The organism is Sphaerobacter thermophilus DSM 20745, assembly GCF_000024985.1.
Classification (GTDB): Bacteria; Chloroflexota; Chloroflexia; order Thermomicrobiales; family Thermomicrobiaceae; genus Sphaerobacter; species Sphaerobacter thermophilus.
Genome location: NC_013524.1, coordinates 25460 through 52454 on the forward strand (window position 1 = coordinate 25460; position 26995 = coordinate 52454).

Sequence of the window (26995 nt, forward strand, 5' to 3'; positions counted from 1 at the left end):
TGATACCGAGCGAGGGTGATTGCTTGCGCTCGTGTCATTCTGCGCTTGTCTTCGTGTCATCCTGAGCGAAGCGAAGGATGACATACACTGCTCAGGATGACCCATGCGGGAGAGCCTAACCGCACGTGACATGAGCGCAGACGGGTCATTGACTCATGCCGAAACACGCCCCGTATGGCGCCATGCCTGCTGTGCGCTTATCATGCGCCTGCGGACCCGATCAGGGAAGGGAGGACCGATGACAGCCGCGGATATCGAGCGCTACCGACGCAATCTGCAGGCAGAGATCGAAGGGGTGGCTCTCTACCGGACGCTGAGCGAGGTCGAGCCGTCGCCGGAGCTGGGCACGGTCTATGCGCGCCTGGCGGAGACCGAGGAGCGGCACGCTGCGTACTGGCGCGACAAGCTGCGCGAGGCAGGAGCGACCGGTCCTGAGCCGGGGATTGGCTGGCGTACCCGGTTGCTGATGTGGCTCGCGCGGCGGTTCGGTCCGGCACTGGTGCTGCCGACGGTGATCGGCAACGAGCAGAGCGACAGCCACAAGTACGACACACAGCCCGACGCCCGCGGTGCCGGGCTCGCGGCCGATGAGCGCTCGCACGCCCGCCTGTTCCGCATGATCGGGCGGGTGACTCCGTCAGGCGTGCCCGGGAGTGCGATCGCCCAGTTCGAAGGGCGTCACCGAGCGGCCGGGGGCAACGCTCTGCGCGCTGCGGTGCTCGGGGCCAACGATGGCCTGGTATCGAACGTCAGCCTGGTCATGGGCGTGGCGGGCGCCGACCTGGCGCCCCGGAGCATCCTCGTGACCGGCCTTGCCGGGCTGCTGGCTGGTTCCCTCTCCATGGCGATGGGCGAGTGGCTCTCGGTCCAGAGCGCGCGGGAACTCTATGAGCACCAGATCGCGGTCGAGCGGGAAGAGCTGGAAGCCTTCCCCGACGAAGAGATCGAGGAGCTGACCCTTATCTTCCGTTCGCGCGGCATGGACGAAGCGGCCGCTCGGGCGCTGGCTCAACGGATGACCGGCGACCCCGCTGTCGCACTTGACACACTTGCGCGCGAGGAGCTGGGGATCAACCCGGAGGAGCTGGGCGGCTCTGCGTGGGAGGCCGCGATCTCCTCGTTCCTGCTCTTCGCCATCGGCGCAATCATCCCGGTCTTCCCGTATTTCTTCACGGGCGGCCTGACCGCCGTGGGGATCAGCCTCGCCCTGACGGCGGTCGCGCTCTTCCTCATCGGCGCCGGGATCACCGTCATCACGGGCCGCAACGCTCTCTACTCCGGCCTTCGGCAGGTCGCCATCGGCAGCGCCGCCGCGCTCATCACCTTCGCGATCGGCCGCCTCGTCGGCGTCAGCATGATCGGCTGAGGGGCGCGCTGCTCCATAGGGCTGCCGGCAAGCGGGCGGCGACGGCATCACGGCGTCGCCGCCCAGCGTGCTGTCGCTTATTCGATGCGCGTCGTCCTACTCCTCCCGTAGGGGGACGTGGATCCGGGGGCGTTCTTCGTAGTCGTCCATCTCGGTTGTTTGGAAGACATAGCGGGCGGCGAGGCTGGTGGAGGCGGCGGCGACGTTGCCGTGCCGGTCCATGGCGACGATGTTCATGACGTTGTCGCGCTCGGCGTAGGGGTCGACGAGGGCACGCAGGTCGAGCATCGCCGTGCGGAGGGCGTCCTCCAGCGTCATGCCCTGGCGCAGGTAGGTGACGACGCTGTGGGCGGAGGCGGCTCGGATCGCCATCTCGCCGCGGCCGGTGCAGGCGGCGGCGCCGAAGCGCGAGTCGGCGTAGTTGCCGGCGCCGATGATGGGAGAGTCGCCCAGGCGGCCGGGCCACTTGAAGCCCCAGCCGCTGGTGGAGACGGCGCTGGCGATGTTGCCCTGGGTGTCGCGGACGATGACGTTGGTGGTGCCGAAGATCTCCTTGTGGAGGAGCTTCGTCCAGTCCTTGACGACGCTCATGTAGAGGCTGAACTGGTCCTCGTAGGTTTCGCCCTCTACCGGTCCGCCGTCCTCACCGAGGATGTGGCGCCGCCACTCCTGCTCCGCCTCCTCGGTCAGGAGGTTGGCGGTCTGGAAGCCGTGGACGCGGGCGAAGAGCTCGGCACCCTCGCCGACCAGCATCACGTGGGGCGTGACCTCCATGACCTTACGGGCGATCTCGATCGGGTGGGGGTAGTTCTTGACGGCGCCGACCGCGCCCGCCGCGAGGGTCGTGCCGTCCATGATGCTGGCGTCGAGCTCGACCTGCCCGAGGATGTTGGGGATCCCGCCCGTGCCGACGCTGTGGTCCTCGAGGTTGTCCTCGATCACTTTGACCGCCGCAACGGCGGCGTCGAGCGCGCTCCCGCCCGCGCGCAGGATCTCCATCGCCGCGGGGAACCCGACCCGGGAGTTGTAGCTCCCGACGATGACGCCGACCTGTGCTCCGCTTCCCACCTCGCTGCCCTTCCCTCTCCGGGTGCCGCGCCCGGCGCTCCGGGCGCGGTTTCGCTTGCGCTCCGATCTCGTGCCGGGATTGTAGCCGAAGCCGGACGGCGTGGGCGGTGGTCAGTCGCTGAGCTGGTCGAGGTGGGTGAGGAGGTCATCGACGGTGGGGATGTCGCGCATCGAACGGCCGTCGTGGCGGAAGCGGATCACCCCGGCGGGTTCGACGATGAGCACCGCCGGCATGCGGCCGAAACGGAGCAAGCGGACCTGCTGGCCGTAACGCCTGGCTACCGCGTGGCCGGGGTCGGTCAGGCCGGGGAAGGGGATGTGCTCCCGCTCCCAATAGGTGCGCACGGCATCCGGGCGGTCTGGAGCGATGGCGAGGATCTCAGCGCCGCGCTCTTGGAACTGCTGATAGTTGTCGCGCAACTGCGCGAGCTGCCGGCGGCAGTGTGGTCAAAGCAGCCCGCGTAGGAACACCAGCACGACGGGGCCGCGCTGGAGCACCTCAGAGAGGCGGATATCCCGCCCGTGCGTGTCGCGCAGCGTGAAATCCGGCGCAGTCGTCGGGTGTTCGGGACGGATCACAACGTGCTCCTCTCGCTCGCGCGCTGTTCGATATGGTCCAGGAAATCCTCGATGAACTCGACGAAGTCCTCCGGCTTCTCTTCCTGGGGCAGGTGCCCCGTGTGTTCCATGAACACGAACATGAACAGGTCGGGTACGGCGGTCATCCGGAGCACCTGGCGCGGGTTCACGATGCGGTCGTACATACCGAAGATCGCCATGAACGGGACCTGGAGCTCTCCGAACCGGTCCAGCAGGCCCAGCGGTCGGGTGGCGCGGAGGGCGCAGGCGAGTGCCGCATCCCAGCCATCTACCTGGAGCGCCGTCAGGTACCCCTTGATGAGATCGTCGGTCACGACGGCGCGGTCATAGACGGCGTAGCGCAGGATGTACGCTGCCCGCGACGCGGCGGATTGGGCGACGCGGGGGAGCACCCGGTCCAGGCCGGGTGCACGCACGAGCAGGGCCAGCGAGCGGCGCAGGGACGGTGGATCCAGCGCGGGCGTGACGAGGACCAACCCGCTGACCCGTTCGGGGTACTTCAGCGCCGCGAGCATGGCGATGCGGGCGCCCGCGGAGTGCCCGACGAGCACGGCGCGGGCGATCCCGAGGCGGTCAAGCAACGCGATGGTGAGGTCGGCCTGGACCTCGGGGTCGTACGGGTTGCCACGCGGCCAGGCGTCCGGGGCGGGCCGTGCGGTCAGGCCGTAGCCGGGGAGATCGAAGGCCACCACGGTGCCGCGGCGCGCTAGCGGCGGCAGCACCCGGCGCCAGATGAACGCGCCGGCCGCGAAGCCGTGGATCAGCACCACGGCCGGGTCACCCTGGCCTGCGAGCTTGGCGTGGACCCGGAGCCCGTCGACATCGATGAAGACGCTGTCGTCGTCCGCCAGCGCCTCCGGCGGGAGGAGCGTGCGGGGCGGGGCCGGATCGGCGCGGCGGCGGGCCACAGTCATGAGCGCCACCGGCGCCGCAGCGCCGAGCGCGAGCGCGGCAAGCCGGTACCGTCGCTGCATTCGCCGAGCCTCCTCTCACGAGCGTCGTGCCCAGCCTACCCCGAAAAACAGTGATCCGACCAGATCCGGACTTTACATAGTGTGTGGGCGCCGCTAGGCTGAGATGTACAACCCATCGGCCATGCGTACCGGCCAGGCGTATCCTACGCGACGCTCGATCCCTCGCCTGCCGGGCGGAGCGGCGGAACGCGCCGGTTTGGGTGCGCCCATGCGAGAGGAGCGGAGCATGCCCGCCACGATCCAGCGCATCGCGATCGACCCCACGCGGCCGCTCGCCGCTCAGGCGGAGACGGGCCACAACCGATGGCATGAGGACGTCGCCCCCGTGCTCGTCGTCGACCCAGGGCGGACCGTGGTCGTCGAGACGCGCGACGCCTTCGATGGCCAGCTTAACCCGCAGTCCACCGCCGCCGACGTCGCCCGGCTGGACCTGGGGCCGGTCCACCCGCTCACCGGCCCGATCTACGTCAACGGCGCGGCACCCGGCGACTTGCTGGAGGTCAAGCTGCTCAACATCGAGTGCGACCCCTGGGATGCCTGGGGCTACACCGTCGAGGTGCCTGGCTTCGGCTTCCTCCGCGACCTCTTCCCCGAGCCATACATCGTCCACTGGAACCTCTACGGTGACTACGCCGAATCGCCGCAACTGCCGGGGATTCGCATCCACGCCGCTCCGTTCCCGGGCATCGCCGGGCTGGCGCCGTCCGCTGCGCTGCGGGAGGAGATCGCCCGACGTGAGGCGGACCTGGCGGCGCGCGGCGGGTTTGTCCTGCTGCCCGATCCCACCGGGGCGGTGCCGCCGAGCGGGCCGATCGCGGAGCAGGGGCTACGCACCATTCCCCCGCGCGAGACCGGCGGGAACATCGACATCAAGCACCTGACGCCCGGGGTGAGCATGCTGCTGCCCGTCTACGTTGAGGGCGGACTCTTCTCGACCGGCGACGTCCACTTTGCGCAGGGTGACTGTGAAGCATGCGGGACGGCCATCGAGATCCGCGCCGCACTGCACCTGCAGTTCAAGGTTCACAAGGGTGAGGCGGCGCGGCGTGGTATTCGCTCGCCCCAGTTCTTCCGGGACGACTACTTCGCCGACCCGACACTGGCGGTGCCGCGGCGTTTCTACGCCACGACGGGGTTCTCGGTCACCGACGGGATCAACGAGTCGGAGAATCTCACGATGGCGGCGCGGAATGCACTGCTGGCGATGATCGAGTACCTGGGCACGCGTGGCTACGACCCGCAGCAGGCGTACGCGCTCTGTAGTGTGGCGGTCGACCTCCACGTGAGTCAGGTGGTCGATGTGCCGAACTTCATCGTCTCGGCGCTGCTGCCGCTCGACATCTTCATCTGACGAATGTCCGTCGGCGAAGGGCTAGCACTCGCGTAATTCCTTGTCTGATTGCTTGACAAGTCAAGGAAATACAGTTAGAGTAGTCGCAACTACCGCGATCGAGGGGCGGTTGTCGCACCAGCGCGCTTCCCGGCGACCGCAGCCGGGTGGCGCGCTGTACACCTTCGGCCCCCGGCCACAAGGAAGGGACGGCGTCCATGGCTACGCCCGGTGCTCCCTCCCCGACGCCGACCGGTCAAACCCCCGCGGTTTCTGATGTCCACATCCTCTGGACCTCCGAGGGCATGAGTTGCGATGGCGACACGGTCTCGATCACGGCCGCCACGCAGCCGAGCCTCGAGGATGTGTTGCTCGGCGTCATTCCCGGTCTCCCGCGCGTGCACCTGCACAACAAGGTACTTGCCTACGAGACGGGTGAGGCCTTCCTCGAAGCGTTCCATCAGGCGGCGCGTGGCGAGTTGGAGCCCTTCATCCTGGTCGTCGAGGGCTCCATCCCCAACGAGGAGATCAACGGCGACGGCTACTGGACCTCGATGGGCAACGACCCGGCCACTGGTGAGCCGATCACTCTCAACACCTGGCTCGATCGCCTGGCGCCGCGCGCCTGGGCCGTGGTCGCCATCGGCACCTGCGCCACCTACGGCGGGATCCACGCCATGGCGGGCAACCCCACCGGCTGCATGGGCCTGGCCGACTACCTCGGCTGGGACTTCCGCTCGCGGGCGGGCATCCCGATCGTGAACGTGCCCGGCTGCCCGGTGCAGCCCGACAACTTCATGGAGACGCTCCTCTGGCTGCTGTACCAGGCTGCGGGGCAGGCACCGATGATCCCGCTCGACGACAAGCTCCGGCCGACCTGGCTCTTCGGCAAGACGGTCCATGAGGGGTGCGACCGGGGCGGCTACTACGAACAGGGCGACTTCGCGCTCGACTACAACTCGCCCAAGTGCCAGGTCAAGGTCGGCTGCTGGGGCCCGGTCGTAAACTGCAATGTCCCCAAGCGGGGGTGGATGGCCGGCATCGGCGGCTGCCCCAACGTAGGCGGCATCTGTATCGCCTGCACCATGCCGGGCTTCCCCGACAAGTTCATGCCGTTTATGGATGAGCCGCCCGGCGGCGTCCTCTCGACTGCGCTGAGCGGCACCTACGGCACCGTCATCCGCCGCCTGCGCAGCATCACAAACGACACCGTCAACAAGGAGCCGCAGTGGCGACGCCGGGGACCCGCGCTCACTAGCGGGTACAACCCGACCTGGCCACGCTAGGGGAAGGAGCGGCGCTCGTGGCGACGCGAACTGAGACCCCGGCCGAAGCTCGCAAGCTCGTCAGCATGGCCTGGGATCCCATCACCCGCATCATCGGCAACCTGGGTATCTACACCAAGATCGACTTCGACAACCGTGAGGTCGTCGAGTGCAAGAGCACGTCGTCGATCTTCCGCGGCTACAGCGTCTTCATGAAGGGGAAGGACCCGCGCGACGCCCACTTCATCACCAGCCGTATCTGCGGCATCTGTGGGGACAACCACGCCACCTGCTCGATCTATGCCCAGAACATGGCCTACGGCATCCAGATGCCGCCTCTGGCTGAGTGGATCGTCAACCTGGGCGAGGCGGCCGAGTACATGTTCGACCACACGATCTTCCAGGACAATCTCGTCTTCGTCGACTTCTGCGAGCAGATGGTGAAAGAGACGAATCCCCGGTTGCTGGAACGTGCCGAGTCCACGCCGGCGCCGCACGCCGACATCCACGGCAAGCGCACCATCGCCGACATCATGCGCGCCTTCAACCCCTTCACCGGCGACATGTATGTGGAAGCCCTCCAGATGAGCCGGCTGACGCGGGAGATGTTCTGCCTGATGGAGGGGCGCCACGTCCACCCTTCGACGCTCTACCCGGGCGGCGTCGGCACGATGCCGTCCCCGCAACTCTTCTCCGACTACCTCGTGCGGCTGATGCGCTTCCTCGACTTCGTCAAGCGCCTCGTGCCGATGAACGACGATCTCTTCGACTTCTTCTACGAGGCGATGCCGGGCTACGAGGAGGTGGGCCAGCGGCGCATCCTCCTCGGCTGCTGGGGCTCGTTCATGAACCCCGAGTTCGCCGACTACCGCTACGACCACATGACGCAGTGGGGTCGGGCGATGTACGTGACGCCCGGCATCGTCGTGGACGGCGAACTGATCACCACAGACCTGGTTGAGATCAACCTCGGCATGCGCATCCTCCTCGGCAGCTCCTACTATGAGGACTGGACCGATCAGGAGATGTTCGTCACCCACGACCCGCTGGGCAACCCGATCGACCGGCGGCACCCGTGGAACCAAACGACGATCCCCAAGCCGCAGAAGCGCGATCTGGAGGGCGGGAACTATAGTTGGGTAATGAGCCCGCGCTGGTACGACCGCCGCACCGGCGACCACCTGGCGCTCGATACCGGCGGTGGTGCGCTTGCCCGTCTCTGGGTCACGGCGCTGGCCGGGTTGGTCGATGTCGGCTACGTCAAGGCCACCGGGAACAGCGTCCGAATCAACCTGCCGAAGTCGGCTGCCTTCCCTGAGATGGAGTTCGAGTGGAAGGTTCCCCAGTGGTCGAACACGATCGAGCGGGACCGCGCGCGGGCCTACTTCGTGGCCTATGCCGCTGCGATCGCCTTCTACTTCCTGGAACAGGCGATGGACCATGTCCGCCGAGGCGACCTGCGGGTCTTCCAGGAGTTCGAGGTGCCGGACGAGGCGATTGGCTGCGGCTTCCACGAGGCGGTGCGCGGGGTGCTGTCGCACCACCTGGTGATCCGGGACGGCAAGATCGCGAACTACCATCCGTACCCGCCAACGCCCTGGAACGCCAGCCCGCGGGACTCCTACGGCACGCCCGGCCCCTACGAGGACGCGGTGCAGGGGCTCCGGATCTTCGAGGAGAACGGGCCGGAGAACTTCAAGGGGATCGACATCATGCGTACGGTGCGCAGCTTCGATCCCTGCCTTCCCTGCGGGGTGCACATGTATCTGGGCAACGGCAAGCTGATCGAGCAGCGACACTCACCGTTCCTCGGTGCCGGTCGCTAGCGGGCCGATGCCCGCTGTGGGAGGGAAGGCGACATGGTAGGTCGCACCGGCACCCGCCCAGACGACCGCGCGGCCCGGCTGGATGCGATGCTGGCCAGGATCGAGTCGTTCCCGGAGCCGGAGCTGCGCGACCAGGCGCTGGGCGCCATCCAGGAGCTGCTCGCCTTCTACGGTGATGGGCTGGGCCGCGCACTGGCGATCCTCGTCGCCCGCGATCCCACGCTCCCCGCTGCGCTGGCCGAGGATGAGCTGGTCGCGCACATCCTGCTGCTGCACGGGCTCCACCCGGTCCCGGTTGAGGAGCGGGTGGGGCAGGCGCTGGACCGGGTCCGGCCCTACCTCCACTCCCACGGCGGCGACGTGGATCTGCTTGAGATCGTGGATGGTGTGGCGCGTGTTCGGCTGCGGGGCACCTGCCGCGGCTGTCCGGCCTCGGCGGTGACGCTCCGGCTCGCCATCGAGCGCGCGGTCCACGAGCTGGCGCCGGACCTGGACGGGATCGAAGCCGTCACCGATGATGCGCCCGTACCCCGCGAGCCGGGGATCCTGGCGAACGGGGCCGCCGGAGCCGCGGCCGGGGACTGGACAACCGTCGGACGGCTCGAGCTGCCCCGGGGCGAGGCGCGGCTCTGCCGGGTGGAGGGCGTCAGCCTGCTGGTCCTCGACCTCGACGGCACCCTCTACGCCTATCGCGACGGTTGCCCCCGCTGTGGCACGTCGCTGGCCGGGAACCGGCTCGCGGGGCAGGTGCTCGTCTGCCCCGGCTGCGGGAGCCGCTACGACGCGCGCCTGGCGGGGCGTTGCCTGGACGCACCCGAGCACTACCTGGAGCCGGTCCCGCTGCTGGTCGACGCCGGGATCGTCCGGGTGGCTCTGCCCACCGTGACACCGGAGGCGGCGTCATGAGCGACCGTGGGACGCCGATCACCCGCGGCAACCTCGCCGCGCTGCGCCGTTACGCCCGGCCGGAGCCACTGGAGCGCTGCGACCTCTGCGCGGAGCCGATCCCGGCCGAGCACCGCCACCTCCTGGATGTCACCGCGCGGCAGTTCCTCTGCGTCTGCTATGCCTGCTCCCTGCTGTTCGACCGCGAGGCAGCCAGTGACGGCAAGTACCGTCTCGTCTCGGACCGGCACCTCGACCTGGGCGGGCTACCGATCGACGACGCGGCATGGGCACGACTCGGTGTCCCGGTCGGCATGGCGTTCTTCGCCTACAGCTCGCCCGCGGGCCGGATGCTCGCCTATTACCCGAGCCCGATGGGCGCGACCGAGTCGGAAATGGATCAGGCGGAGTGGGAGGCGTTGGTGGCGCAGCAGCCGATCCTGCGGACGCTGCAGCCGGATGTCGAGGCGCTGCTGGTCAACCGCGCACGGGGCGCTCGGGACGCCTTCATTGTCCCGCTGGACCAGTGCTTCGCGCTGGTAGGGGTGGTGCGCCAGCACTGGCGCGGCCTGAGCGGTGGAAGCCAGGTGTGGCGCGAGATCGACGCGTTCTTCGTCGCGCTGCGTTCCCGCAGCAAGCCGGCACCGCCGGCGGACTGACGGGCCGGCGCCCCGAGGGAGGAACCGCGATGTTTAAAGAGCGGACCATCGCCAACATCCGGGTCGGGAAGCCGAAAGTGCGGCCCGACCTGCCATCGCACGTCCCCGGTGTGCGACAGGGGAACGAGCCGGGGAGCTACGACAGGACTCCGGGTCTGCTGGAGGGTGGGAAAGTCACCGCGCGCCGGTCGACCGGGATCAACTCGCACGCGCGCAACCCGATCGACCAGCGCAGCCCGAACCTGCCACCGCCGTAATGCGGCGGCGGCACGACGCATGTCACGCGGGGGGCCTGATGGACGATGTGCAGCGCCTGGCCGAGACACTGCTCTATGAGGGCTACATCCTGTGGCCCTACCGACGCTCGACCACCAAGAACCAGCAGCGCTGGACGATCGGGGGCGTCTACCCCCGCGCCTACAGCGATGCCGGCGGGGGCACCGACCGCTGGTGGGTGAAGGCGGAGTGCCTCGTCCGTGGGGCGAAGCCGCGGGTCACGGTCACCATCCGCTTCCTCCAGGTCGTCGCGCGGCAGGTTGGTCGTCTGGAAGCCGACGGGGGGCTGACCTACGTCGACGAATTGCAGGTGGGGGACGCGCGCTTCGTCGCCTGGGAAGAGGCGCGGGAGCACGCGGTCCGCATCGAGCCGCGCGACCTGGCTACGCTCGCAGCGCCGCATCGTGTGCCGGTGCACATCCCGGCCGGGTCGGATCGGGAGCCGCTGCTGGCCGCGGATGGCACCGAGGTCGGAGCGCTGGTGCGCCGCTGGGAAGCGCTCGACGGGCTCGTAGATGTGGCGGCCGCTCCGGTACAGCCCGAGGTCTTCCGACTGACCGTGCGGTTCGAGAACACGTCGGCCTGGGAGGGCACCGAGCGGACCGGCGCGCTGGCGCGTACCTTCGTCGCGGCTCATGCCATTCTGGAAGCCGACGGCGGCGAATTCGTCTCGCTCCTCGATCCGCCGGGCGAGTTGGCAGCCGCGAGCGCGGCCTGCGAGAACGCAGGCGTCTGGCCGGTTCTGGCCGGCGAGCCGGGAACGGCCCGGACCATGCTCGCCTCGCCGATCATCCTCTACGACTATCCCCGGCTGGCGCCGGAGAGCCCCGGCGACCTGTTCGACGGGACGGAGATCGACCAGCTCCTCATCCTCAGCATCCTCGGCCTCACCGATGAGGAGAAGGAGGAGATGCGCGCGGCCGACCCACGGGCGCGGGAGATCCTGGAGCGGACCGAGCGGCTGACGGCCAGTGATTTCGCGCGGCTGCACGGGGCGATCCGCGAGTTCCAGATGCTGCGACCGGAGCCGGACGTCAGCCCGGCATTCGCTGCGCTCGAGGCGCCCGCGCCGGAGAGCGTTCGGATCGGGGGTGTGGAGGTCCGGCCGGGAAGCCGGGTGCGGCTGCGACCGCGGTCGGGCGGGGACGTCTTCGATCTCGCGCTGGCCGGCAGAATCGCCATCGTGGAGAGCATCGAGCAGGACCACGAGGAACGCATCCACCTGGCGGTGACGATCGAGGACGACCCGGGGCGCCACCTGGCTGAGGCGGGCGTGCTCGGGCACCGGTTCTACTTCGGGCTCGACGAGGTGGAGCCGCTCGGGCCGGAGGAGGGGCCGCCATGACGCCCCGCATCCTCGTCGCCGGGATCGGCAACATCTTCCTGGGCGACGACGCCTTCGGCGTCGTGGTGGCCCGGCGGCTGGCGGAGCACCCGCTGCCGCCGGGGGTCGAGGTGCGCGACTTCGGGATTCGCGGACTCGACCTGGCTTATGCGCTGTCCGACGGCTGCGATGCCGCCATCCTGGTCGACGCGATGCCGCGCGGGGGCGTGCCCGGCACGCTGTACCTGATCGAGCCAGACGCACCTGAAGCAATTGACGCTGCCGGGCCGGCGCTGGCGGCGCACAGCGTCGATCCAATGGCCGTGTTTGCCCTGGCGCAGACGCTCGGCGGATGCCCGGAACGGCTGTTCGTGGTGGGCTGCGAGCCGGGCGCGGTCGCGCCGGTGCCGGATGATCCCGACGGGCTGAGCCCGCCGGTGCGGGCTGCGGTCGACGAGGCAGTGAACATGATCGAGTCCCTACTCGTGCGTCTGCACGACGGCCGGCCAGCGGTCGCGCCGCAGGGCCCGGCGTAGCGAGTACCGGAGAGGAGCGTAATGATGGAGGTCCTCCGCGCGCTGCGTAACGCCCTCCTCGTGATCATCTGCCTGACGCTGATCGGGATGCTCATCGCGCTGGTGGCGTCGCAGGCGGACGTGCGCCGCTACCTGCGCGTGCGGCAGATGTAGCAGGCGGTGCGATGCACGAGCTAGCCCTGAGTGCCTACCTGCTGGAGTCGGTTGAGGAGCGCGCCCGCGAGGCGGGCGCGCGGCGCGTCGTTGCGATCAACCTCGTTGTGGGGGATCGCTCGTGCGTCGAGGAAGAGGCGTTGCGCTTCTGCTTCGAGCTGCTGAGTCCGGGGACGCTGGCCGAGAGGGCGCAGCTGGCGCTGCGGTGGGTGCCGATGCGCTTCTGGTGCAACACCTGCGCCGCCGAGTACACGCCGGACCTTGCGGGCTTCCACTGCCCCCGCTGCGGGACCGTCGGTGGGGTGTTGGACGACGGCACGGATGTGCTCATCGAGAGCCTGGAGATCGAAACATGACGGTGCAGCGGGTCAAAGTGGTGCAAAGTCTCTTCCACGCCAACGACCAGGCGGCCGAGGCGATCCGCACGCGCTGCGATGAAGCGGGGGTGGTCGCGGTCAACCTGCTGGCCGGGCCGGGGGCAGGGAAGACCAGCCTCATCACGCGCACGATCGCGGCGCTGGCCGGGGTGGCGCGTGTCGGCGTCGTCGAGGGGGACATCGCCGGGAGTGTGGACACGGAGCGTGTCCTGGCGGCGGGGGCGGTCGACGCGGTCCAGGTCAACACCGGTGGCGGGTGCCACCTGGAGGCCGGCATGCTGGCGCGTGCCCTGGACGACCTGGACCTGGGAGCGATCGACCTGCTCATGGTCGAAAACGTGGGAAACCTGATCTGTCCCACGCACTGGGACCTCGGTGAGCACGCGCGGGTGTGCCTTGTCAGCGCGGCCGAGGGGGACGACAAACCGGTGAAGTACCCGGATGTCTTCGCGCGGAGCGACGCCATCGTGCTCAACAAGATCGACCTGATCGATCTGGTCGACTTCGACCGAACGCGCTTCTACGAGGCGGTCCGCGCGCTCAACCCCGATGCGCCGGTCTTCGAGGTCTCGTGCCGCACCGGTGCCGGGCTCGAGGCTTGGGTCGACTGGCTCCGGGCGCGCCTGGCGGCGCGGGTCGCGGGTGGAGAGGTTGGCTGAGATGTGCATCCCGCTGGTGGCGCGCGTCCGCAGCGTGAGCGACGGCGTGGCCGAGGTCGAGCTGATCGAGGGAGAGGTCGTCCAGGTCAGCACCGCGCTCTTTCCTGACGTAGCGGTTGATGAACACGTCCTGCTCGACCGCGGCCTGATCATCGAGGTGGTGACCCCGGAAGAGGCCGAGCGGCTGCTGTCCTTCTTCGCCGACCTCGCGTCGCTCTGGGAAGAGGAGGACGCCCGTGCGTGACGCGACCACGCGGTTGGAGACGGTATCCGGCGGGCCGGTGCGGGCGATCACCGGGACAACCCGCTTCATCCGCTATGCGTTCATGCCGAACCGGCTGCGCTACTGTGGGGGCGACGATAACCGCACGCTGTTCGACTACGCACTGGCGATGGTGCGTGAGCCGCCATTGGAGCAAATGCTGGCGCGCTTCACCGGTGCGCTACCGTACCTCCGGCTCATCGCGCGCGAGAACGGCATCCCTGACCCGTTCGACGAGCGCGTTGTGGAGGCGTACTGGATCGGGAATGAGCTCCTGGAGCGGGTCGAGGCCCGGCAACTCTACGACGCGCTGGATGAGCGCTTCGGCAAGCAGCTCTCACCCCGGCTGCGGGCGCTGGTACTCGGCAAGGCGCCGGCCGGGGCGCGGCCGCACCATACTTTCCACGTCTTCGACGTGCATGCTCGGGTTGGCGAGTTGGAGCACTCGCTGGAAACCATGGACCAGTGCCGCATCAGCTGGGGGCGTGTCCGGGCGGTCGACGGCGCGGAGTTGGTCGTCGACCGGCAGCCGCTTGTCCTGGTGGACGGAAAGCTGGCGCTCGGTCCGGCCGAGACGGTGCGGGTGACGCGCCAGGTCGACGGCCGGGGCTTCGCCGACGCGGCCCAGCCGGGCGAGTTGGTGTCGCTGCACTGGGGCTGGGTCTGCGAAGTGCTGACGCCGCACCAGCAGGTCACGCTCGCGCGATACACCGCGCACCACCTGGCGCTGGCGAACCAGACGCTGTAGCGACAGCGCCGATCCCCAAGAAACCCTGTCATCCTGGGCGAAGCAAAGGATCTCTCGCGGGTGCGGCCACGCACCGGAGAGATCCTTCGGCTCGGACGGAGTCGCCGGGTGCGGCTGGCCGCCGCTCCCGGCTCTGCTCAGAGTGACATAATCCCACCCTTGAGTGTCCTCAGCGTGAGACGCACCCAAGCGATCACCCGAACCCCGGGTAACAGCGTTGGGAGCGGGGGCATCGTGCCGTGTCGCCGCTTCGCACGTGACGGCGGTCGAGGCAGCTAGCGGAACAGATCCCGCTCCGGCTCCATGACGAGCGCGCGGGCGTTGCCGTCGCCGGGCTGGTAGTCGTAGCCGCGCACGATGGCCACCGGCCGGCGCGCCAGCTTGCCCATGACTAACTCTGCGGCCGAGGCGATCTCATCGGCAACGGCGATCACGGTGGCGCGCAGCTCGTATCCCTGCTCATCGTATTGTCCACGGTAGTCGAGGAGCGGCTCCATCCCGGCCACGCCCACCGCGACGTTCACGATGCCCTTGCGCCAGGGTCGGCCGAACGAGTCGGTGATGATCACGGCGATCTCGACGCCCGCACGTTCGGCGAGCCCGCGGCGGATGCGCTCGGCCGAGGCGTCGGGGTCGACCGGCAGGAGCGATACCTGGTCCGGGGCGGAGACGTTTGAGGCATCCACCGCGGCGTTGGCGCAGACGAAGCCGTGGCGCGTCTCGGCGATGATGAGGCCGTTGGCCATGCGCACAATCCGCCGCGCCTCGCGCAGCACCACCTCGACCTGGCGCGGGTCCTTGCCGAATTGTTCCGCCCACTCGCGAGCGAGCACGGACGGCTCGATTTCCCGGAGGTCGACCAGTTGCCCCTCGGCCTTGGAGACCAGCTTCTGGGTCACGACGACAATGTCCCGATCCGCCAGGGTGAGCCCGCTCTGTTCAAGGCCGTGGGCGATCAGGTTGGCCAGGTCGTCCCCAGGCCGTGCCTCCGGCACATGGTCGACGCCGATGATCCGGACCTCGGCGCTCATCTCTGCGATGCCTCCTCAGCGCATCGCCGCCCGCCCGCGAGGGCTCGCGGCGCTTAGAACCCGTGGGCGGACACCCGGTCGATGGAGATGTGCAGCGTGATGCGTTTCTGGCGGCGGAACTCCGCGACTTGCCGCTCGGCCGTCTCCGGGTCGTGGTAACGATGGGCGAGCGCGGCGATGTCGGCCTGTGCGATCTCCTGGTCGTCGACCAACTCGGCGCGGCCGGTGATGGTCACGTAGCGGTATCCGTCCTCGACGCAGATCGACACGCGGGGGTCGCGGCGCAAGTTTGCCGATTTGACCCGTCCCTCGGACGTGTTCATCATGATCGTGTTGCCGCGTAGCTCATACCACATCACCGACTGGTGCGGCGCGCCGTCGGCACCGATGGTGGCGAGCACCGCAAACCGCGGCTCGTTGAGGAATGCGCGGACCGCCTCTGACATCATCCTGGAAGCCTCCTCATAGTCGTTCGAGTCACGCGAGTAGTGCGGGCGAACCCCGGCGCGTCTGGATCACGCCGGGAACCCAAGGGTCTCAACCGATCGACACTACGTAGCATTCCGGCCATCCGAGGCGCGCACCATCTCCCTCCGCGGGTCGGTGCCTGGCGCCCCTCCCGGGTCACGCACTCTACCAGAAACGAGGAGCCTGCGCCCTCCTGGCTTGCACGACGCGAGGGACGGGAAGAACCGCGTCCTTCCCGTCCCTCGCGACGTGCTGAGCAGAGCGAAGGATCTCGTTCCCCGGCAGCCATCTCGGTCGGAGATCATTCGAGTCCGCCGCCCGCGATGGCAGGGATGACATGGCAGCCTCGTCACGACGAGACGTGGTAGGGGACGGTGGTGACGATGATACCGGGATGCGTCCAGAGGGCGGTGCGCAGGCGCCACGCGGTCTGGTTGTGGAGAGGCAGTTCGTAGAGGTGGGCGGGCACGAACTCGGGCACGACCACCATTAGCGTGTCTCCCTTCTCGGCGTGGAGTTGCTCGATGTAGGCCAAGAGCGGGCCGACCAGCTCCCGGTAGGGTGACTCGATAATCACCAGCGGCAGGTCGAGCTTCGCGTCGCGCCATTGCTGGCGAAGCTGCTCTGCCTCCGCCGGGTCGCTGGTGACATGCACCGCCGTGACGTCCCCGGTGATCTCGCGGGCGAAATCGAGCGCGCGGATCGTCGCGCGGTTGTACCCGGCGATGGGCACCACCGCCGCCAGCGGTCCTGGCCAGGATGGCCGCTCGGACGCGGCCGGCTCGGCTGGGACGGCGAGCTGGGCGGCGACCCGCTCGTAGTGGCGGTGGATCCTGGTCAGCAGCCAGATGAGCAGGGGCTGGATGCAGATCACGATCCAGGCACCGGACAGAAACTTGGTCGCGATGATGATGAGGGTCACGATTCCGGTGACGGCGGCGCCGGTCCCGTTGATCAGCATACCGATGGTGCGGTGACGGCCGGGTGGCTCGCGGCGCCACCAGCGGTACGTCATGCTGGCCTGGGACAGGGTGAAGGCGGTGAAGACACCGACCGCGTACAGCGGGATCAGGGCGTTGACGTTGGCGTGGAAGACCACGACCAGCACTGCGGCGGCGAGCCCCAGGGCGATGATGCCGTTCGAGAAGGCCAGGCGATCCCCGCGGTAACGGAACTGGGTGGGTAGGTAGCGGTCCCGTGCCATGAACGAGGCGAGGCGGGGGAAGTCGGCGAAGCTCGTGTTCGCGGCCAGGAACAGAATGCCCGCCGTCGTTGCCTGGATGTAGAGGTAGAAGGGTGAGTCGTCGACGACGGTGCGTGCGAGCTGCGAGAGGATGGTCTGATCCTCGCTCGGCGTCAGGTGGAAGTGGTAGGAGAGCACGGTGATGCCGAGGAAGAGCGAGCCGAGGATCGCCACCATCCAGCCGAGGGTGCGGGCGGCGTTCTTCGCCTCGGGTGGCTGGAAAGCGGGGACGCCGTCCGAGATCGCCTCGACGCCGGTCAGCGCGGTGCAGCCGGAGGAGAAGGCCCGCAGGATAAGGAAGAGGGTGATCCCCTGCTGCGCCGGTGGGACAGGATGGCTCGCCGGGTGCGGCTCGAACAGGCCGAACCAGGCGGCGCCAATGCCCAGCGGGATCAGGATCGCCATGCCGGCGATGAAGAGGTAGGTAGGCACGGCGAAGAGCGAGCCGCTCTCCCGGATGCCGCGCAGGTTGCCGATCACCAGAGCCAGGATGGCCAGCACGGCGATTTCGACCCGGTACGGTTTTAGTCCGGGCGCGGCCGAGGTGATGGCGGCGACGCCCGAGGAGATGCTCACCGCGACCGTCAGGGTGTAGTCGATCAGCAGCGAGGTCCCGGCGACCAGGGCCGGGCCGGTGCCGAGGTTGTCCTTGGTCACGATGTAGGAGCCGCCGCCCTGGGGATAGGCGAAGATCGTCTGGCGGTACGAAAAGCCGACGATGACGAGCAGCGCGGCGATGGCAAGTCCGATCGGGATGACATAGCCGTACGCTGCCGCACCGGCGAGGACGAGGATCAGCAGGATTTCCTCGGTGGCATAGGCGGTCGAGGAGATGGCGTCGGAGCTGAGAATCGCCAGCGCCTTCGTCTTGGTCAGGCGCTCATGTGCCTCCTGCGCCGTGCGGAGCGGCGGGCCGATGAGCAGCCGGCGGAGCTGGCGGTAGAGACGCCCGATGCCGCTGCCGGGCTCGGTCGGTTCGGCCACGACGTAGCGCGGCTCGGCTGAGCGGGGGCGCAGGTCGGTGGAGCGTACGACACGGATGTAGCGGTCCCCTGGGTGCGTGCCGCGAACCGTCTTCTTGGCCGGTACGCTTGGCTGGGACTCCTCGCTTCCGGTATCGTGTGGGTCTTGCTCGCTCGTCGAACGTGTCTCCCCCGCGGAGGTGGCAATACCGAGGGCTCAAGATAGCAGAGGGCGTGCCCCGGTGCATGGCGGCGGGTAGCCCGGACGGCTCAGTAGCCGGTCCACGGGTGTGGCGGAATCGGACGCCCCGCGAGCGGCTCGCCCTCGTCCTGGGACCACTCGCCGTAGTAGACGTGGATGTGTTCCGACGAGGTCAGTTCCGGCGACTCGGGCGGGCTGGCCTCGTGGCTGACGAGGCTGGCATAGCGACCCCGGTAGAAGAGCAGCGGCTGCCCCTCCGGGTCGTCCACGCGCAGGCCGACCACCCGCCCCACGACGATGATGTGATCGCCGCCGTCCAGGATCTCCGCCACGCGGCAACTGATCCCGGCAAGTGAGCCGACGAGATAGGGGACGCCCGCCCACTCTGCGAAGCGGTGCTCGGGCGGCGTGGCCGGGCGCCAGGAGCGGGCGAAGAAGCGTGACAGCGGCTCCTGCGTGTCGCGCAGGATATTGACGCCGAACGCCCGCGCCGTCTGGATGTAGCGAGCCGTGCGCGCCCGGCGATCGATTGCGACCAGGATCAATGGCGGGTCGAGCGAGAGCGACATCACGGCGTTGGCCGTCATGCCATGGACGCCCTCATCGCTGTAGAGCGAGATGACCGTGACACCGGTGGCCAGGTAGCCCAGCGTGCGCCGGAAGGCAAGCTGGTCAACGTCGCTCCCTGCTCGGTCAGACGGGGCCGGCGGAACTGGTTCCATGCGCCCAGAGGGATCCATGCTGCTCTGCTCACCTCTCTGCCGGTGTGGCGCGGCTAGCGGCGCGCCCTCCGTGATGTGCGGCTGACGGCCAGCACGAGTGTGGTCAGCGCCACCAGGCTGGCGAGCGCGATCCGCGTGTAGTCCACGATCGGGAAGAACTCCGCGCGGTCGCCGGTGACGTCGATGAAGCCGACCGGGCGTGCCTGCACGCCGCCCCCGGCACCACCGCCGCCGCCGCTGCCCTGGCCCTGTCCGTCCGGCCCGGTACCCGAGCCACCGCCCGCGCCGAGCCCAAAGCCGTAGCGCACTTCCGATACCGGGATCACCGTGCGCCCCGCGGCTTCATACGCCGGACCAAAGACCAGCTGCGAGCCTACTGAGCCGGTGATGCGGTCGACCACCGAGCGGGCGAGGTCGTTGATCGTCGTCGATACCTCCATGATGACACTCCCTCGACTATCCCTGCAAGCAGGGTCAACCCGCGTGTCCGGCGGCGCGCGGTACGCACCCCGTATGGCACCCATCTTACTCCCCTGGTCCACTCACCGCAGCCCGCGCTCGGCGAGTGGCCGGTTACAATAGCCGCAGGCGCGGTTCCGGAGTGGAGGGAAGAGGCCATGACATCTATCGGCACGATCGTCGTCCCCCTCGACGGTTCGCAGCTCGCGGAGACGGCCCTTCCCTATGCAGCGGCGCTGGCGCGGGCAGTGGGCGCCGAGATCGTGCTCTTGCGGGTCGTCGAGGAGATGCGGCCGCTCTACGATGCGCGGCGGCGGGAGGTGGTGTGGGTCGATCCCGCGAACCCGCGCCAGGAACTCCTGTCGCCGGAGCTCTTGGGCGCCGCGGTGGAGCGGCTGGCCGGGCTCGGCTTGAAGGCCCAACCCGTGGTGCGGCTGGGTGACCCACGCAAGGAGATCCTGGCCGAAGCCGAGCAGCACGCGGACCCGGTCATCGTGCTGGCGAGCCACGGGCGCGGCGGCTTGGGGCGGGTACTGCTGGGCAGCGTCGCAACGCGGGTGCTGCAACTGTCGACCTGCCCGGTCCTGGTAGTCCGCGCGCGGGAGACGGACGCGCAGCCGGCTCATGTCGCATTCACCCAGATCGCGGTGCCGCTTGACGGGTCGCGCGAGGCCGAGCAGGCGTTGCCGATCGCACTCGACCTCGTGCGTGCCACCGGCGCGACGCTCCAGCTTGTGCGCGTGGCCGAGACCTTCCGGCACGAGTTGCCCGAGGATCCGGGACCCGTGCTCCGTACTCCCTCATATGAGGCGATCCTGCAGCGCTTCGATCAGATGGAAGCCGAGGCGCGCGACTACCTGCAGGCGACCGCGGAGCAACTTCGCGAGCAGGGGCTCACCGTGACCGTCGAAGTCCGCAGCGGCGATCCCTGGGACGAGCTGCTGGACTACACCCGGACGACCCGGCCGGACCTGATGGTCATGACCACGCACGGCCGGGGCGGCGTGGCGCGCTGGTTCTTCGGCAGTGTCGCCGACAGGCTGCTGACGCACTCCGACGTGCCGCTGCTCCTGATCCGCGTGCGGGAGGCGGAAGGAGACTGAGTCCCTGGCGAGAAGGTTCCCACGGCGTGGTGCATGCCCGGGGGATGGGCGGTGTGAGGTTCCCCGCGGTGAGGATCCCCGCGCCGTGGTTGGGGCCCGGGGGTAAACCCCCGGGCTGACCACTCGAAGCCCACTGAAGGGGCTGGGGACGTGGAGCTCCGCTGGTGCTAGAGCGAGTCAGTCTAGGTGCGGGAGAGCCCCTTCAGTGGGCATTCCTTTATTCAGCCCGGCGGCTTGAGCCCCGGGCCCTAACTTGCCGGTGGGTACCTGATGCCGGCGTGTTAGCTCTGCCCCTGGCTATACCCGGCGGTAGGTGGGGCTGAGAACGGCAACGCTGCCGATGATGGCGGCCAGGAGGAACCCGGCGACACCGATGGTGATTGGTGCTCCGAACTGATCGACCAGCCAGGAGATCGGCACCGTGCCGAGCGGCATTATGGCGAAGGTCATCATGTAGAGGCTCATGACCCGGCCGTGGAACTCGTGCTCGGTGTGGTGCATGATCAGGGTCGAGTTGAGCGTGGCGTAGCCGGAAGAGGCCGCCCCGGCGATCGCGATCGCGACCAGCGCCAGCGGGTACGACCCGCCGAGGGCGAAGACGGCGAGGGCCAGGCCGAACATCAGCCCGAGCGATAGCTGTACGAGCCCTTTGCGTCCCAGCCCGGTGGCGCTGGCGATGCCCAGCGATCCAGCGAGCGCTCCGAGCCCGTTGACGGCCATGAGCGTACCGAGACCCTCGGAGCCGACTTCGTAGACGTCGATCGCGAAGACCGGCATGACCTGGACATACGGCAGGCCCAGGAGGACCGGCACGGTGGCGAGCGCGAGCAGCATCCGCAGGATCGGGTGCTGCCATACGTAGCGGAGCCCCGCTTTCAGTTCAGACAGTCCGGTCCCGCGCGGCGCGCGGGCGGGTCGGCCGGGCGGCAATAAGAAAAGCATCAGGACCACGATGACGTACATCGCCGCCATCAGGGCGAAGATGCCGCCGGCGCCAATGAACGGGACGGCGATCAGGGACCCAGCTAGAGCCGGTCCCACCACACGGCTCATGTTCATCCCGGCGTTGTTGAGCGCGATGGCGTTCATCAAGCGGGCGGGGGAGACGATCTCCGCGACGAACGCCTGCCGCGTCGGCATGTTGAAGGCGAACGCGATACCCTGGACTGCAGAGACGGCGATCAAGTGCCAAACCTCGATCTTGCCGGTGATGACGAGCACGGCGTTGACGAGTGCGGCCAGCCCGATTGTGCTCTGCGTGAAGAAGAGGACGGTACGTTTGGGCATCCGGTCGGCGACGACGCCTCCGATGAGTGAGAAGACAAGCATCGGCACCCCTGAACCGGCTGAGATCCAGCCGAGGGCGGTCGCCTCGCCGGAGATGGTGTAGGCCACGTATCCCACCGCGACCTGGCCCATCTGCATGGCCAGCATCGACGGGAGCATGCCCAACCAGAGGATGCGGTAGGGCCGCTCACGGAACGCGGCGAAGGGTCCCTGTCGCTCCGCGACCACAGCCCCGGCGTCACTGGCCGGGGCTGTCGACTCGGACGCGTGTCTCCTGACAGCCAAGCGTGTGCTCTCCCGTGTGACGCGGGGTCCGGACGTTCGGTCCAGCCCCAGGCGTACCTTTCAATGTACCAGGGTCGTGCCAGATGCGCCAGTAGGTGACCATCGTGGCTCGGTGCCTCGGTACCTCTCCTTGTCGTCATCGTGCTCCTGCTGTATCAAGGGCACGAGAACCGGGTGCTGGTGCCGAGGTAGGTGTACGGCAGCAGGCTCCATCTGCTGACGCTCGCGATGTTCAGGGCGCTCCTGGTAGGCGTGGAGCTGGCTGGTGTCGTGGGCGCGCTCACCGCTCAGGGGCTGAGCGCCGCGCTCCGATTCGTGTCGGCGCCCCGCCGGGGTCTGTGCTGCGGAAGGGGGAACGCATGCGAGACGTCAGGCAGCCGATGACCGCGGTGCGCGTGTCCGATGTCGCCGCGAGCCTCCGCTTCTATGTGGACATGCTGGGGTGCAACCTGGTTCGGCACGACACCGGCGCGGACCTCGCCGTGGTGGACGCCGCCGGGTATGCGATCTTGATCGCCGGCCCCGCTGCAGGGGACATAACCCATGAGCTGCACACCGTGCGGGAAGTGGTCAAACCGGGCGGGAGTGTTCACATCTTCGGCGGTGATCTGGGCGCCCGACGGGCCGCCTTGGCCGACCGCGGCGTTGCGGCGACGCTCATCGAACGGCCCTGGGGCGACCGGCAACTGCAGGTGACCGATCCCGACGGGTACTCAGTCGTTTTCTGGACCATCGTTGAGCGAACGCCGGAGCAGGTGCTGGATCTCTATGCGTCCGGTGTCGACGCGCTGGAGAGGGCGCTGGACGGGCTGAGCGAGGCGGATCTGGACCTGGCGCGCGAGCCGGGCGCATGGACGATCCGCCAGATCGTGCACCACCTGGCGGATGCCGAGACCGCGGCGTTGGGCGGGCCGAAGTTCGCGCTCGCAGAGCCAGGTCGCGTGTATCATGGGAACCGGTACAGCCAGGATGTGTGGGCTGAGCGTCTCGACTACGCCGGGCGGGATATCGGCCCGTCCGTCGTGCTCTTCAAGGCGATCCGTGCGCACATGCTCCAACTGGTGCGACACGTGCCGGATGCCTTGGAGCGGCATACGGTCGATGCCTCCGGAGCGCCATCGCTGCCGGTCGGCCGTATTCTTGGGATGCTGGCTAGCCACGCGCTGGAGCACATCGAAGAGATCGAGGAGACGCGGCGGCGATACGGACGCTGATGCGTGGGATCGGGGCACCCGGGCCGCCGCGTTCATGATTGGGTTGCGAAAAACGCCGCCGGTTACGACACTATAGCCCGTCGCGCTTGCCGCGGCTGGCGGTGCGCAGTGAGGTGGACTTGATTGGGGGACTGGTCCAGTGCGGTATGAGCAATGGTTCGCACGACGACTCGATCGCCGGACACTGCTGCGGCTGGCTGGCGGGGTGGCTCTCGCGGTGCCGGCTGCGTCGCTGCTGGCGGGCTGCGGCGCCGGGACGGACGGTGGCGGCGGGTCGGCAGTGACCTCGACTCCGGACCAGTCCACCGGGGCGGAACCGCGTCGAGGTGGGACCCTGCGCGTCGCCCTGACCGGTGAGCCACCGAACCTCGACCTGCACCAGACGACCGACTCGATCGTCCTCCTCGTAACCGGCCACATGTACGAGACGCTCTTCACCTGGGACGAGCGCTACGAGCCGGTGCCGCTGCTCGCCGAGTCGCACGAGGTCAGCGACGGCGGCCGCCGGATCCTGGTTCGCCTGCGCCAGGGCGTTCCCTTCCACAATGGCGAGGAGATGCGGGCCGAGGATGTGATCGCGTCGATCGAGCGTTGGGGGCGTGTCGTTGGGCTGGGCCAGGGCTTGATGGCTGTGACCGAGTCGCTCACGGCGGTTGACCCCTACGCCGTGGAGTTCCGGCTGCGCGAGCCGTTCGGCACCTTCCCCACGGCGCTCTCCCGGGCGCTTCAGGGCTGCGCGATCTACCCGAAGTCGGTGCTGGACCGGTCTGACGATACCCGCCTGGCGGAGTTCGTGGGGACCGGGCCGTACCGCTTCGTCGAGTGGCTCACGGACCGGCACATCCTCCTGGAGCGCTTCGACGGCTACGCCAACCCGCCCGGCGAGACGAACGGCTACGCGGGCCACAAGGGGCAGTACCTTGACCAGATCGAGTTCATCCCGGTGCCGAACGAGGCGTCGCGTGTCGCCGGGCTCCGCTCGGGCAACTACCACTACCTGGAGACGATCAGCACCGACCATTACCCGACGTTGAAGGACGACCCGGCCGCCGCGGTGGACCTGCTGCCGCCCGATGCCTGGCTCAATATCGTGCTCAACCTGCGCTCGCCCATCACCGGCGACCTCCAGATTCGGCGTGCGATCCAGCTCGCGCTCGACCACGAGCCGATCATGCAGGCCGCGTTCGGGGAAGACTTCTATGAGCTGACGCCGACGCTACTTCCCGGCGCGGCTGCCTGGTACTCCGACGCGGGAGCCGATCGGTTCAACCCGCGCCAGCCGGACGAGGCGCGGCGGCTGCTGGAGTCCTCGGGCTACGACGGATCTCCGTTGCGGATTCTGACGACGCAAGAGATCCAGCAGGAATACAACGCCGCTGTCGTCTTCAAGCAGCAGTTGGAGCAGGTTGGCTTCACCGTCGATCTCCAGGTGTACGACGGCGCGACCCTCAGCGACCTGCGCGACGACGAGACGGCCTGGGAGGCGTACCTCGCAACAGCGAGCTTCCGGCCGGATCCGGTGCTGCGCAACCTGACCTGCTCGGCGACCGGCTGGTGGTGCACGCCGGAGAAGGACGAGCTGCTGGCTCAACTGCAGACCGAGTCCGACTTTGAGAAGCGTGTCGAGATCTGGGCGCAGGTGCAGGAGCGCTTCTACGAGGAGGTGCCGCGGCTGAAGATCGGTGACGCGCGGCGGATCCTTGTGCGCTCGCCCAAGCTCCACGGCGTCGGACCGACTGAGTTGCAGCCCGACTTCTCCAACGCGTGGCTGGAGAAATGATCGCATACGTGCTCCGGCGTATCCTCTTGCTGGTGCCGATCGCGCTTGTGGTCGGCACCGTCGCTTTCCTGTTGCTGCACGTCATCCCGGGCGACCCGGCCGCCGTCATGCTTGGCCCCGAGGCGACGCCGGAGCAGGTGGCGGCACTGCGCGAACGGATGGGGCTAGACGAGCCGCTGGCGGTGCAGTACCCGCGCTGGCTCGCGCGCCTTGCCCGGCTTGACCTGGGCACCTCGATCTTCCTCGACAAGCCGGTCACGGAGGCGATCCGGGAGCGGGTCGGGCCGACGGTGCAACTGGCACTGTACGCGCTCCTGATCGCCGTCGCCGTCGGTGTTCCGGCGGGGGTTGTCGCCGCGCTGCACCAGGACCGGCTGCTCGACCGGGCGCTGATGCTCTTCGCCATCAGCGGCACCGCGATCGCGGACTTCTTCCTGGCGATCCTGCTGATCCTGCTCTTCTCGGTGACGCTGCGCTGGCTGCCGTCCGGTGGCTACGTGGAGTTCAGCGTCGACCCGGTGGGCCACTTTCAGTCGATGCTGCTCCCGGCTATGGCGCTCGGCCTGTCGATCGCCGGTCTTCCGGCGCGTCTGGTCCGGTCGACATTGCTCGAAGTGTTGCGGGAGGACTACATCCGGACCGCGACCGCCAAGGGTCTCGATCTGGAAGCGGTCGCCTTCCGGCACGCGCTGCGCAACGCGCTGCTGCCGGCAGTTACGGTGCTGGGTTACGCGCTCGGTGACCTGCTGGGCGGCGCGGTGGTGGTGGAGACGGTCTTCGGGCTGCCGGGCATGGGGCAACTGGTGGTCAACAGCATCGCCCGGCGCGATTTTCCGGTGATCCAGGGGGTCGTCATGGTCTTCGCCGGGATCTACCTCCTGTGTAACCTCCTGGTCGACGTCCTCTACGTCTACCTCGACCCGAGGGTGCGCTATGCCGGCGGGTAGGGCAGGCGCGGTCGCCCGGGCCAGGCTGCGCTCGCGCCCGCGCGGCTGGCGGGCTACCTACGTCAGGGATCGCCGGCGCGCCTGGTACCGCGTGCTGCTCTCCTCACGGGTGGCGATACTGGCGCTGGCGTTTCTGATCGGCGTTGTGCTGACGTCGGTCCTGGCACCCCTGCTGGCACCGGCCGATCCCCAGGTGGCGAACCCGGCGGTGCGACTGCGCGGCCCGTCGGCGGAGCACTGGCTCGGCACCGACGATCTGGGGCGGGATGTCTTGAGCCGCCTGCTCTACGGTGGACGCATCTCGCTGCTGGTCGGCACCTGCGTCACGGTGGTTGCGGTGGCAGTCGGTGCCGTGCTCGGACTGCTCGCCGGATACTTTACCTGGCTCGACGGGCTCCTGATGCGGTTGCTGGACGGCGTGATGGCCTTCCCCGGCGTCTTGCTCGCCATCGCCATCGTGGTGGGGTTGGGACCGGGCGTGGACACCGTGGTGATCGCACTGGCGCTCGTCTACACCCCGGTGGTCGCCCGCCTGATCCGCAGCACGACGCTCGTCATCAAGCGGATGCCCTACGTCGAGGCGGCCCGCTGCGTCGGGCTGTCGAACGGGGCGATCCTGTGGCGCTATGTCCTGGCCAACTCGGTGTCGCCGCTGATCGTTCAGGCCACGTTCATCGTGGCCTATGCCATCCTGGCCGAGGCGTCACTCTCGTTCCTGGGCGCGAGCGTCAATCCGGAGGTGCCGACGTGGGGGAACATGCTGCGCGATGGTCAGCGGCTCCTATCGCGCGCCTGGTGGGTGGCACTCGTGCCGGGAACGATGCTCTTCCTGACTGTCTTCGCGCTCAACATCCTGGGAGACCTGCTCCGCGACGCGCTCGACCCCCGATCACAGGAGCGCCGCGAGGATGCGGTGGTGAAGTAGGGGTTTTCTTACCCCTCACCCCCAACCCTCTCTCGGACGGAGCCCACAAGGGGAGAGGG

The 26995-nt window shown here is 68.6% G+C and carries 28 protein-coding genes and 1 pseudogene; 19 read left to right on the top strand and 10 right to left on the bottom strand.

All coding sequences use genetic code 11. From position 1 onward, the window contains the following. Positions 1-238: 238 nt before the first annotated feature. On the top strand, positions 239-1366 hold the full coding sequence (locus tag STHE_RS12430) for a VIT1/CCC1 transporter family protein (RefSeq protein ID WP_012872938.1): 1128 nt from the start codon (positions 239-241) through the stop codon (positions 1364-1366). A 96-nt stretch (positions 1367-1462) separates the two neighbouring features. On the opposite strand, the gene STHE_RS12435 is transcribed toward STHE_RS12430, so the two are convergent. The 4 genes and pseudogenes from STHE_RS12435 to STHE_RS12450 form a co-directional block, all read right to left on the bottom strand. Then, the gene (locus tag STHE_RS12435; protein WP_012872939.1) at positions 1463-2434 is read right to left on the bottom strand and encodes a glycosylasparaginase; all 972 of its coding nucleotides are present in this window, start codon (positions 2432-2434) and stop codon (positions 1463-1465) included. A 111-nt stretch (positions 2435-2545) separates the two neighbouring features. Further along, positions 2546-2869, bottom strand: a pseudogene (locus STHE_RS12440) (peroxiredoxin family protein); the annotation flags it as partial. Positions 2870-2881: 12 nt separating this feature from the next. Then, positions 2882-3013: a thioredoxin domain-containing protein gene (locus STHE_RS18825; RefSeq protein WP_148220082.1), complete on the bottom strand. Its 132-nt coding sequence runs from the start codon at positions 3011-3013 to the stop codon at positions 2882-2884. Then, positions 3010-4008, bottom strand: coding sequence for an alpha/beta fold hydrolase (locus STHE_RS12450; protein WP_012872941.1), 999 nt, complete (start codon positions 4006-4008; stop codon positions 3010-3012). Before STHE_RS12450 ends, STHE_RS18825 begins: the two co-directional genes overlap by 4 nt. 226 nt (positions 4009-4234) lie before the next feature. Between STHE_RS12450 and STHE_RS12455 the strand changes: the two genes are divergently transcribed. From STHE_RS12455 to STHE_RS12510, 13 genes are all read left to right on the top strand, one after another. Next, the gene (locus STHE_RS12455) at positions 4235-5359 is read left to right on the top strand and encodes an acetamidase/formamidase family protein (protein WP_012872942.1); all 1125 of its coding nucleotides are present in this window, start codon (positions 4235-4237) and stop codon (positions 5357-5359) included. A 197-nt stretch (positions 5360-5556) separates the two neighbouring features. Next, positions 5557-6624 (top strand): NADH-quinone oxidoreductase subunit B family protein, encoded by a 1068-nt coding sequence (locus tag STHE_RS12460; RefSeq protein ID WP_012872943.1) that lies wholly within the window; start codon positions 5557-5559, stop codon positions 6622-6624. Between the two features lie 65 nt (positions 6625-6689). Further along, a complete protein-coding gene (locus STHE_RS12465) occupies positions 6690-8429 on the top strand; it encodes a nickel-dependent hydrogenase large subunit (RefSeq protein WP_052295423.1) in 1740 nt (579 codons plus the stop codon). Between the two features lie 33 nt (positions 8430-8462). After that, on the top strand, positions 8463-9335 hold the full coding sequence (locus STHE_RS12470; protein ID WP_012872945.1) for a NifU family protein: 873 nt from the start codon (positions 8463-8465) through the stop codon (positions 9333-9335). Then, positions 9332-9973, top strand: coding sequence for a DUF5947 family protein (locus tag STHE_RS12475; RefSeq protein WP_012872946.1), 642 nt, complete (start codon positions 9332-9334; stop codon positions 9971-9973). The genes STHE_RS12470 and STHE_RS12475 overlap by 4 nt, the downstream gene beginning before the upstream one ends. A gap of 29 nt (positions 9974-10002) precedes the next feature. After that, positions 10003-10230: a hypothetical protein gene (locus STHE_RS12480; RefSeq protein WP_012872947.1), complete on the top strand. Its 228-nt coding sequence runs from the start codon at positions 10003-10005 to the stop codon at positions 10228-10230. 38 nt (positions 10231-10268) lie between these two features. Further along, positions 10269-11594, top strand: coding sequence for a hypothetical protein (locus STHE_RS12485; RefSeq protein ID WP_041400314.1), 1326 nt, complete (start codon positions 10269-10271; stop codon positions 11592-11594). Next, positions 11591-12109 (top strand): hydrogenase maturation protease, encoded by a 519-nt coding sequence (locus STHE_RS12490; protein WP_012872949.1) that lies wholly within the window; start codon positions 11591-11593, stop codon positions 12107-12109. Before STHE_RS12485 ends, STHE_RS12490 begins: the two co-directional genes overlap by 4 nt. Positions 12110-12133: 24 nt before the next feature. Continuing rightward, a complete protein-coding gene (locus tag STHE_RS19570) occupies positions 12134-12262 on the top strand; it encodes a DUF6893 family small protein (protein ID WP_012872950.1) in 129 nt (42 codons plus the stop codon). Positions 12263-12273: 11 nt separating this feature from the next. Continuing rightward, a complete protein-coding gene (gene hypA, locus STHE_RS12495) occupies positions 12274-12618 on the top strand; it encodes a hydrogenase maturation nickel metallochaperone HypA (protein ID WP_012872951.1) in 345 nt (114 codons plus the stop codon). Beyond that, positions 12615-13298, top strand: coding sequence for a hydrogenase nickel incorporation protein HypB (gene hypB / locus STHE_RS12500; RefSeq protein ID WP_012872952.1), 684 nt, complete (start codon positions 12615-12617; stop codon positions 13296-13298). Before hypA ends, hypB begins: the two co-directional genes overlap by 4 nt. A gap of 1 nt (position 13299) precedes the next feature. Continuing rightward, on the top strand, positions 13300-13542 hold the full coding sequence (locus tag STHE_RS12505; protein ID WP_012872953.1) for a HypC/HybG/HupF family hydrogenase formation chaperone: 243 nt from the start codon (positions 13300-13302) through the stop codon (positions 13540-13542). Next, positions 13535-14308, top strand: coding sequence for a DUF6390 family protein (locus STHE_RS12510; RefSeq protein WP_012872954.1), 774 nt, complete (start codon positions 13535-13537; stop codon positions 14306-14308). Before STHE_RS12505 ends, STHE_RS12510 begins: the two co-directional genes overlap by 8 nt. 275 nt (positions 14309-14583) lie before the next feature. On the opposite strand, the gene cofE is transcribed toward STHE_RS12510, so the two are convergent. From cofE to STHE_RS12535, 5 genes are all read right to left on the bottom strand, one after another. Continuing rightward, positions 14584-15339 (bottom strand): coenzyme F420-0:L-glutamate ligase, encoded by a 756-nt coding sequence (cofE, locus tag STHE_RS12515; RefSeq protein WP_012872955.1) that lies wholly within the window; start codon positions 15337-15339, stop codon positions 14584-14586. A 53-nt stretch (positions 15340-15392) separates the two neighbouring features. After that, positions 15393-15788, bottom strand: a complete 396-nt coding sequence (locus STHE_RS12520; protein WP_012872956.1) for a PPOX class F420-dependent oxidoreductase — start codon at positions 15786-15788, stop codon at positions 15393-15395. A 368-nt stretch (positions 15789-16156) separates the two neighbouring features. Beyond that, the gene (locus tag STHE_RS12525) at positions 16157-18034 is read right to left on the bottom strand and encodes an APC family permease (RefSeq protein ID WP_012872957.1); all 1878 of its coding nucleotides are present in this window, start codon (positions 18032-18034) and stop codon (positions 16157-16159) included. Between the two features lie 248 nt (positions 18035-18282). Beyond that, positions 18283-18936, bottom strand: coding sequence for a flavin reductase family protein (locus tag STHE_RS12530; protein WP_083776154.1), 654 nt, complete (start codon positions 18934-18936; stop codon positions 18283-18285). 53 nt (positions 18937-18989) lie between these two features. Then, positions 18990-19376, bottom strand: a complete 387-nt coding sequence (locus tag STHE_RS12535; protein ID WP_012872959.1) for a spore germination protein GerW family protein — start codon at positions 19374-19376, stop codon at positions 18990-18992. Positions 19377-19553: 177 nt separating this feature from the next. Here STHE_RS12535 and STHE_RS12540 point away from each other — a divergent pair, with 177 nt between their 5' ends. Then, the gene (locus STHE_RS12540) at positions 19554-20498 is read left to right on the top strand and encodes a universal stress protein (protein WP_012872960.1); all 945 of its coding nucleotides are present in this window, start codon (positions 19554-19556) and stop codon (positions 20496-20498) included. Positions 20499-20795: 297 nt separating this feature from the next. Here STHE_RS12540 and STHE_RS12545 read toward each other — a convergent pair whose 3' ends face one another. Next, positions 20796-22070 carry an MFS transporter gene (locus tag STHE_RS12545; protein ID WP_012872961.1) on the bottom strand — a complete coding sequence of 425 codons (1275 nt, stop codon included), beginning with the start codon at positions 22068-22070 and terminating at the stop codon, positions 20796-20798. A gap of 359 nt (positions 22071-22429) precedes the next feature. Between STHE_RS12545 and STHE_RS12550 the strand changes: the two genes are divergently transcribed. From STHE_RS12550 to STHE_RS12565, 4 genes are all read left to right on the top strand, one after another. Further along, the gene (locus tag STHE_RS12550; protein WP_012872962.1) at positions 22430-23284 is read left to right on the top strand and encodes a DinB family protein; all 855 of its coding nucleotides are present in this window, start codon (positions 22430-22432) and stop codon (positions 23282-23284) included. Positions 23285-23423: 139 nt separating this feature from the next. After that, positions 23424-25064 carry an ABC transporter substrate-binding protein gene (locus STHE_RS12555; protein ID WP_012872963.1) on the top strand — a complete coding sequence of 547 codons (1641 nt, stop codon included), beginning with the start codon at positions 23424-23426 and terminating at the stop codon, positions 25062-25064. 8 nt (positions 25065-25072) lie between these two features. Continuing rightward, the gene (locus STHE_RS12560; RefSeq protein WP_245534916.1) at positions 25073-26011 is read left to right on the top strand and encodes an ABC transporter permease; all 939 of its coding nucleotides are present in this window, start codon (positions 25073-25075) and stop codon (positions 26009-26011) included. Then, on the top strand, positions 25998-26936 hold the full coding sequence (locus tag STHE_RS12565) for an ABC transporter permease (protein WP_012872965.1): 939 nt from the start codon (positions 25998-26000) through the stop codon (positions 26934-26936). Before STHE_RS12560 ends, STHE_RS12565 begins: the two co-directional genes overlap by 14 nt. The last annotated feature ends 59 nt before the right edge of the window (positions 26937-26995 follow it).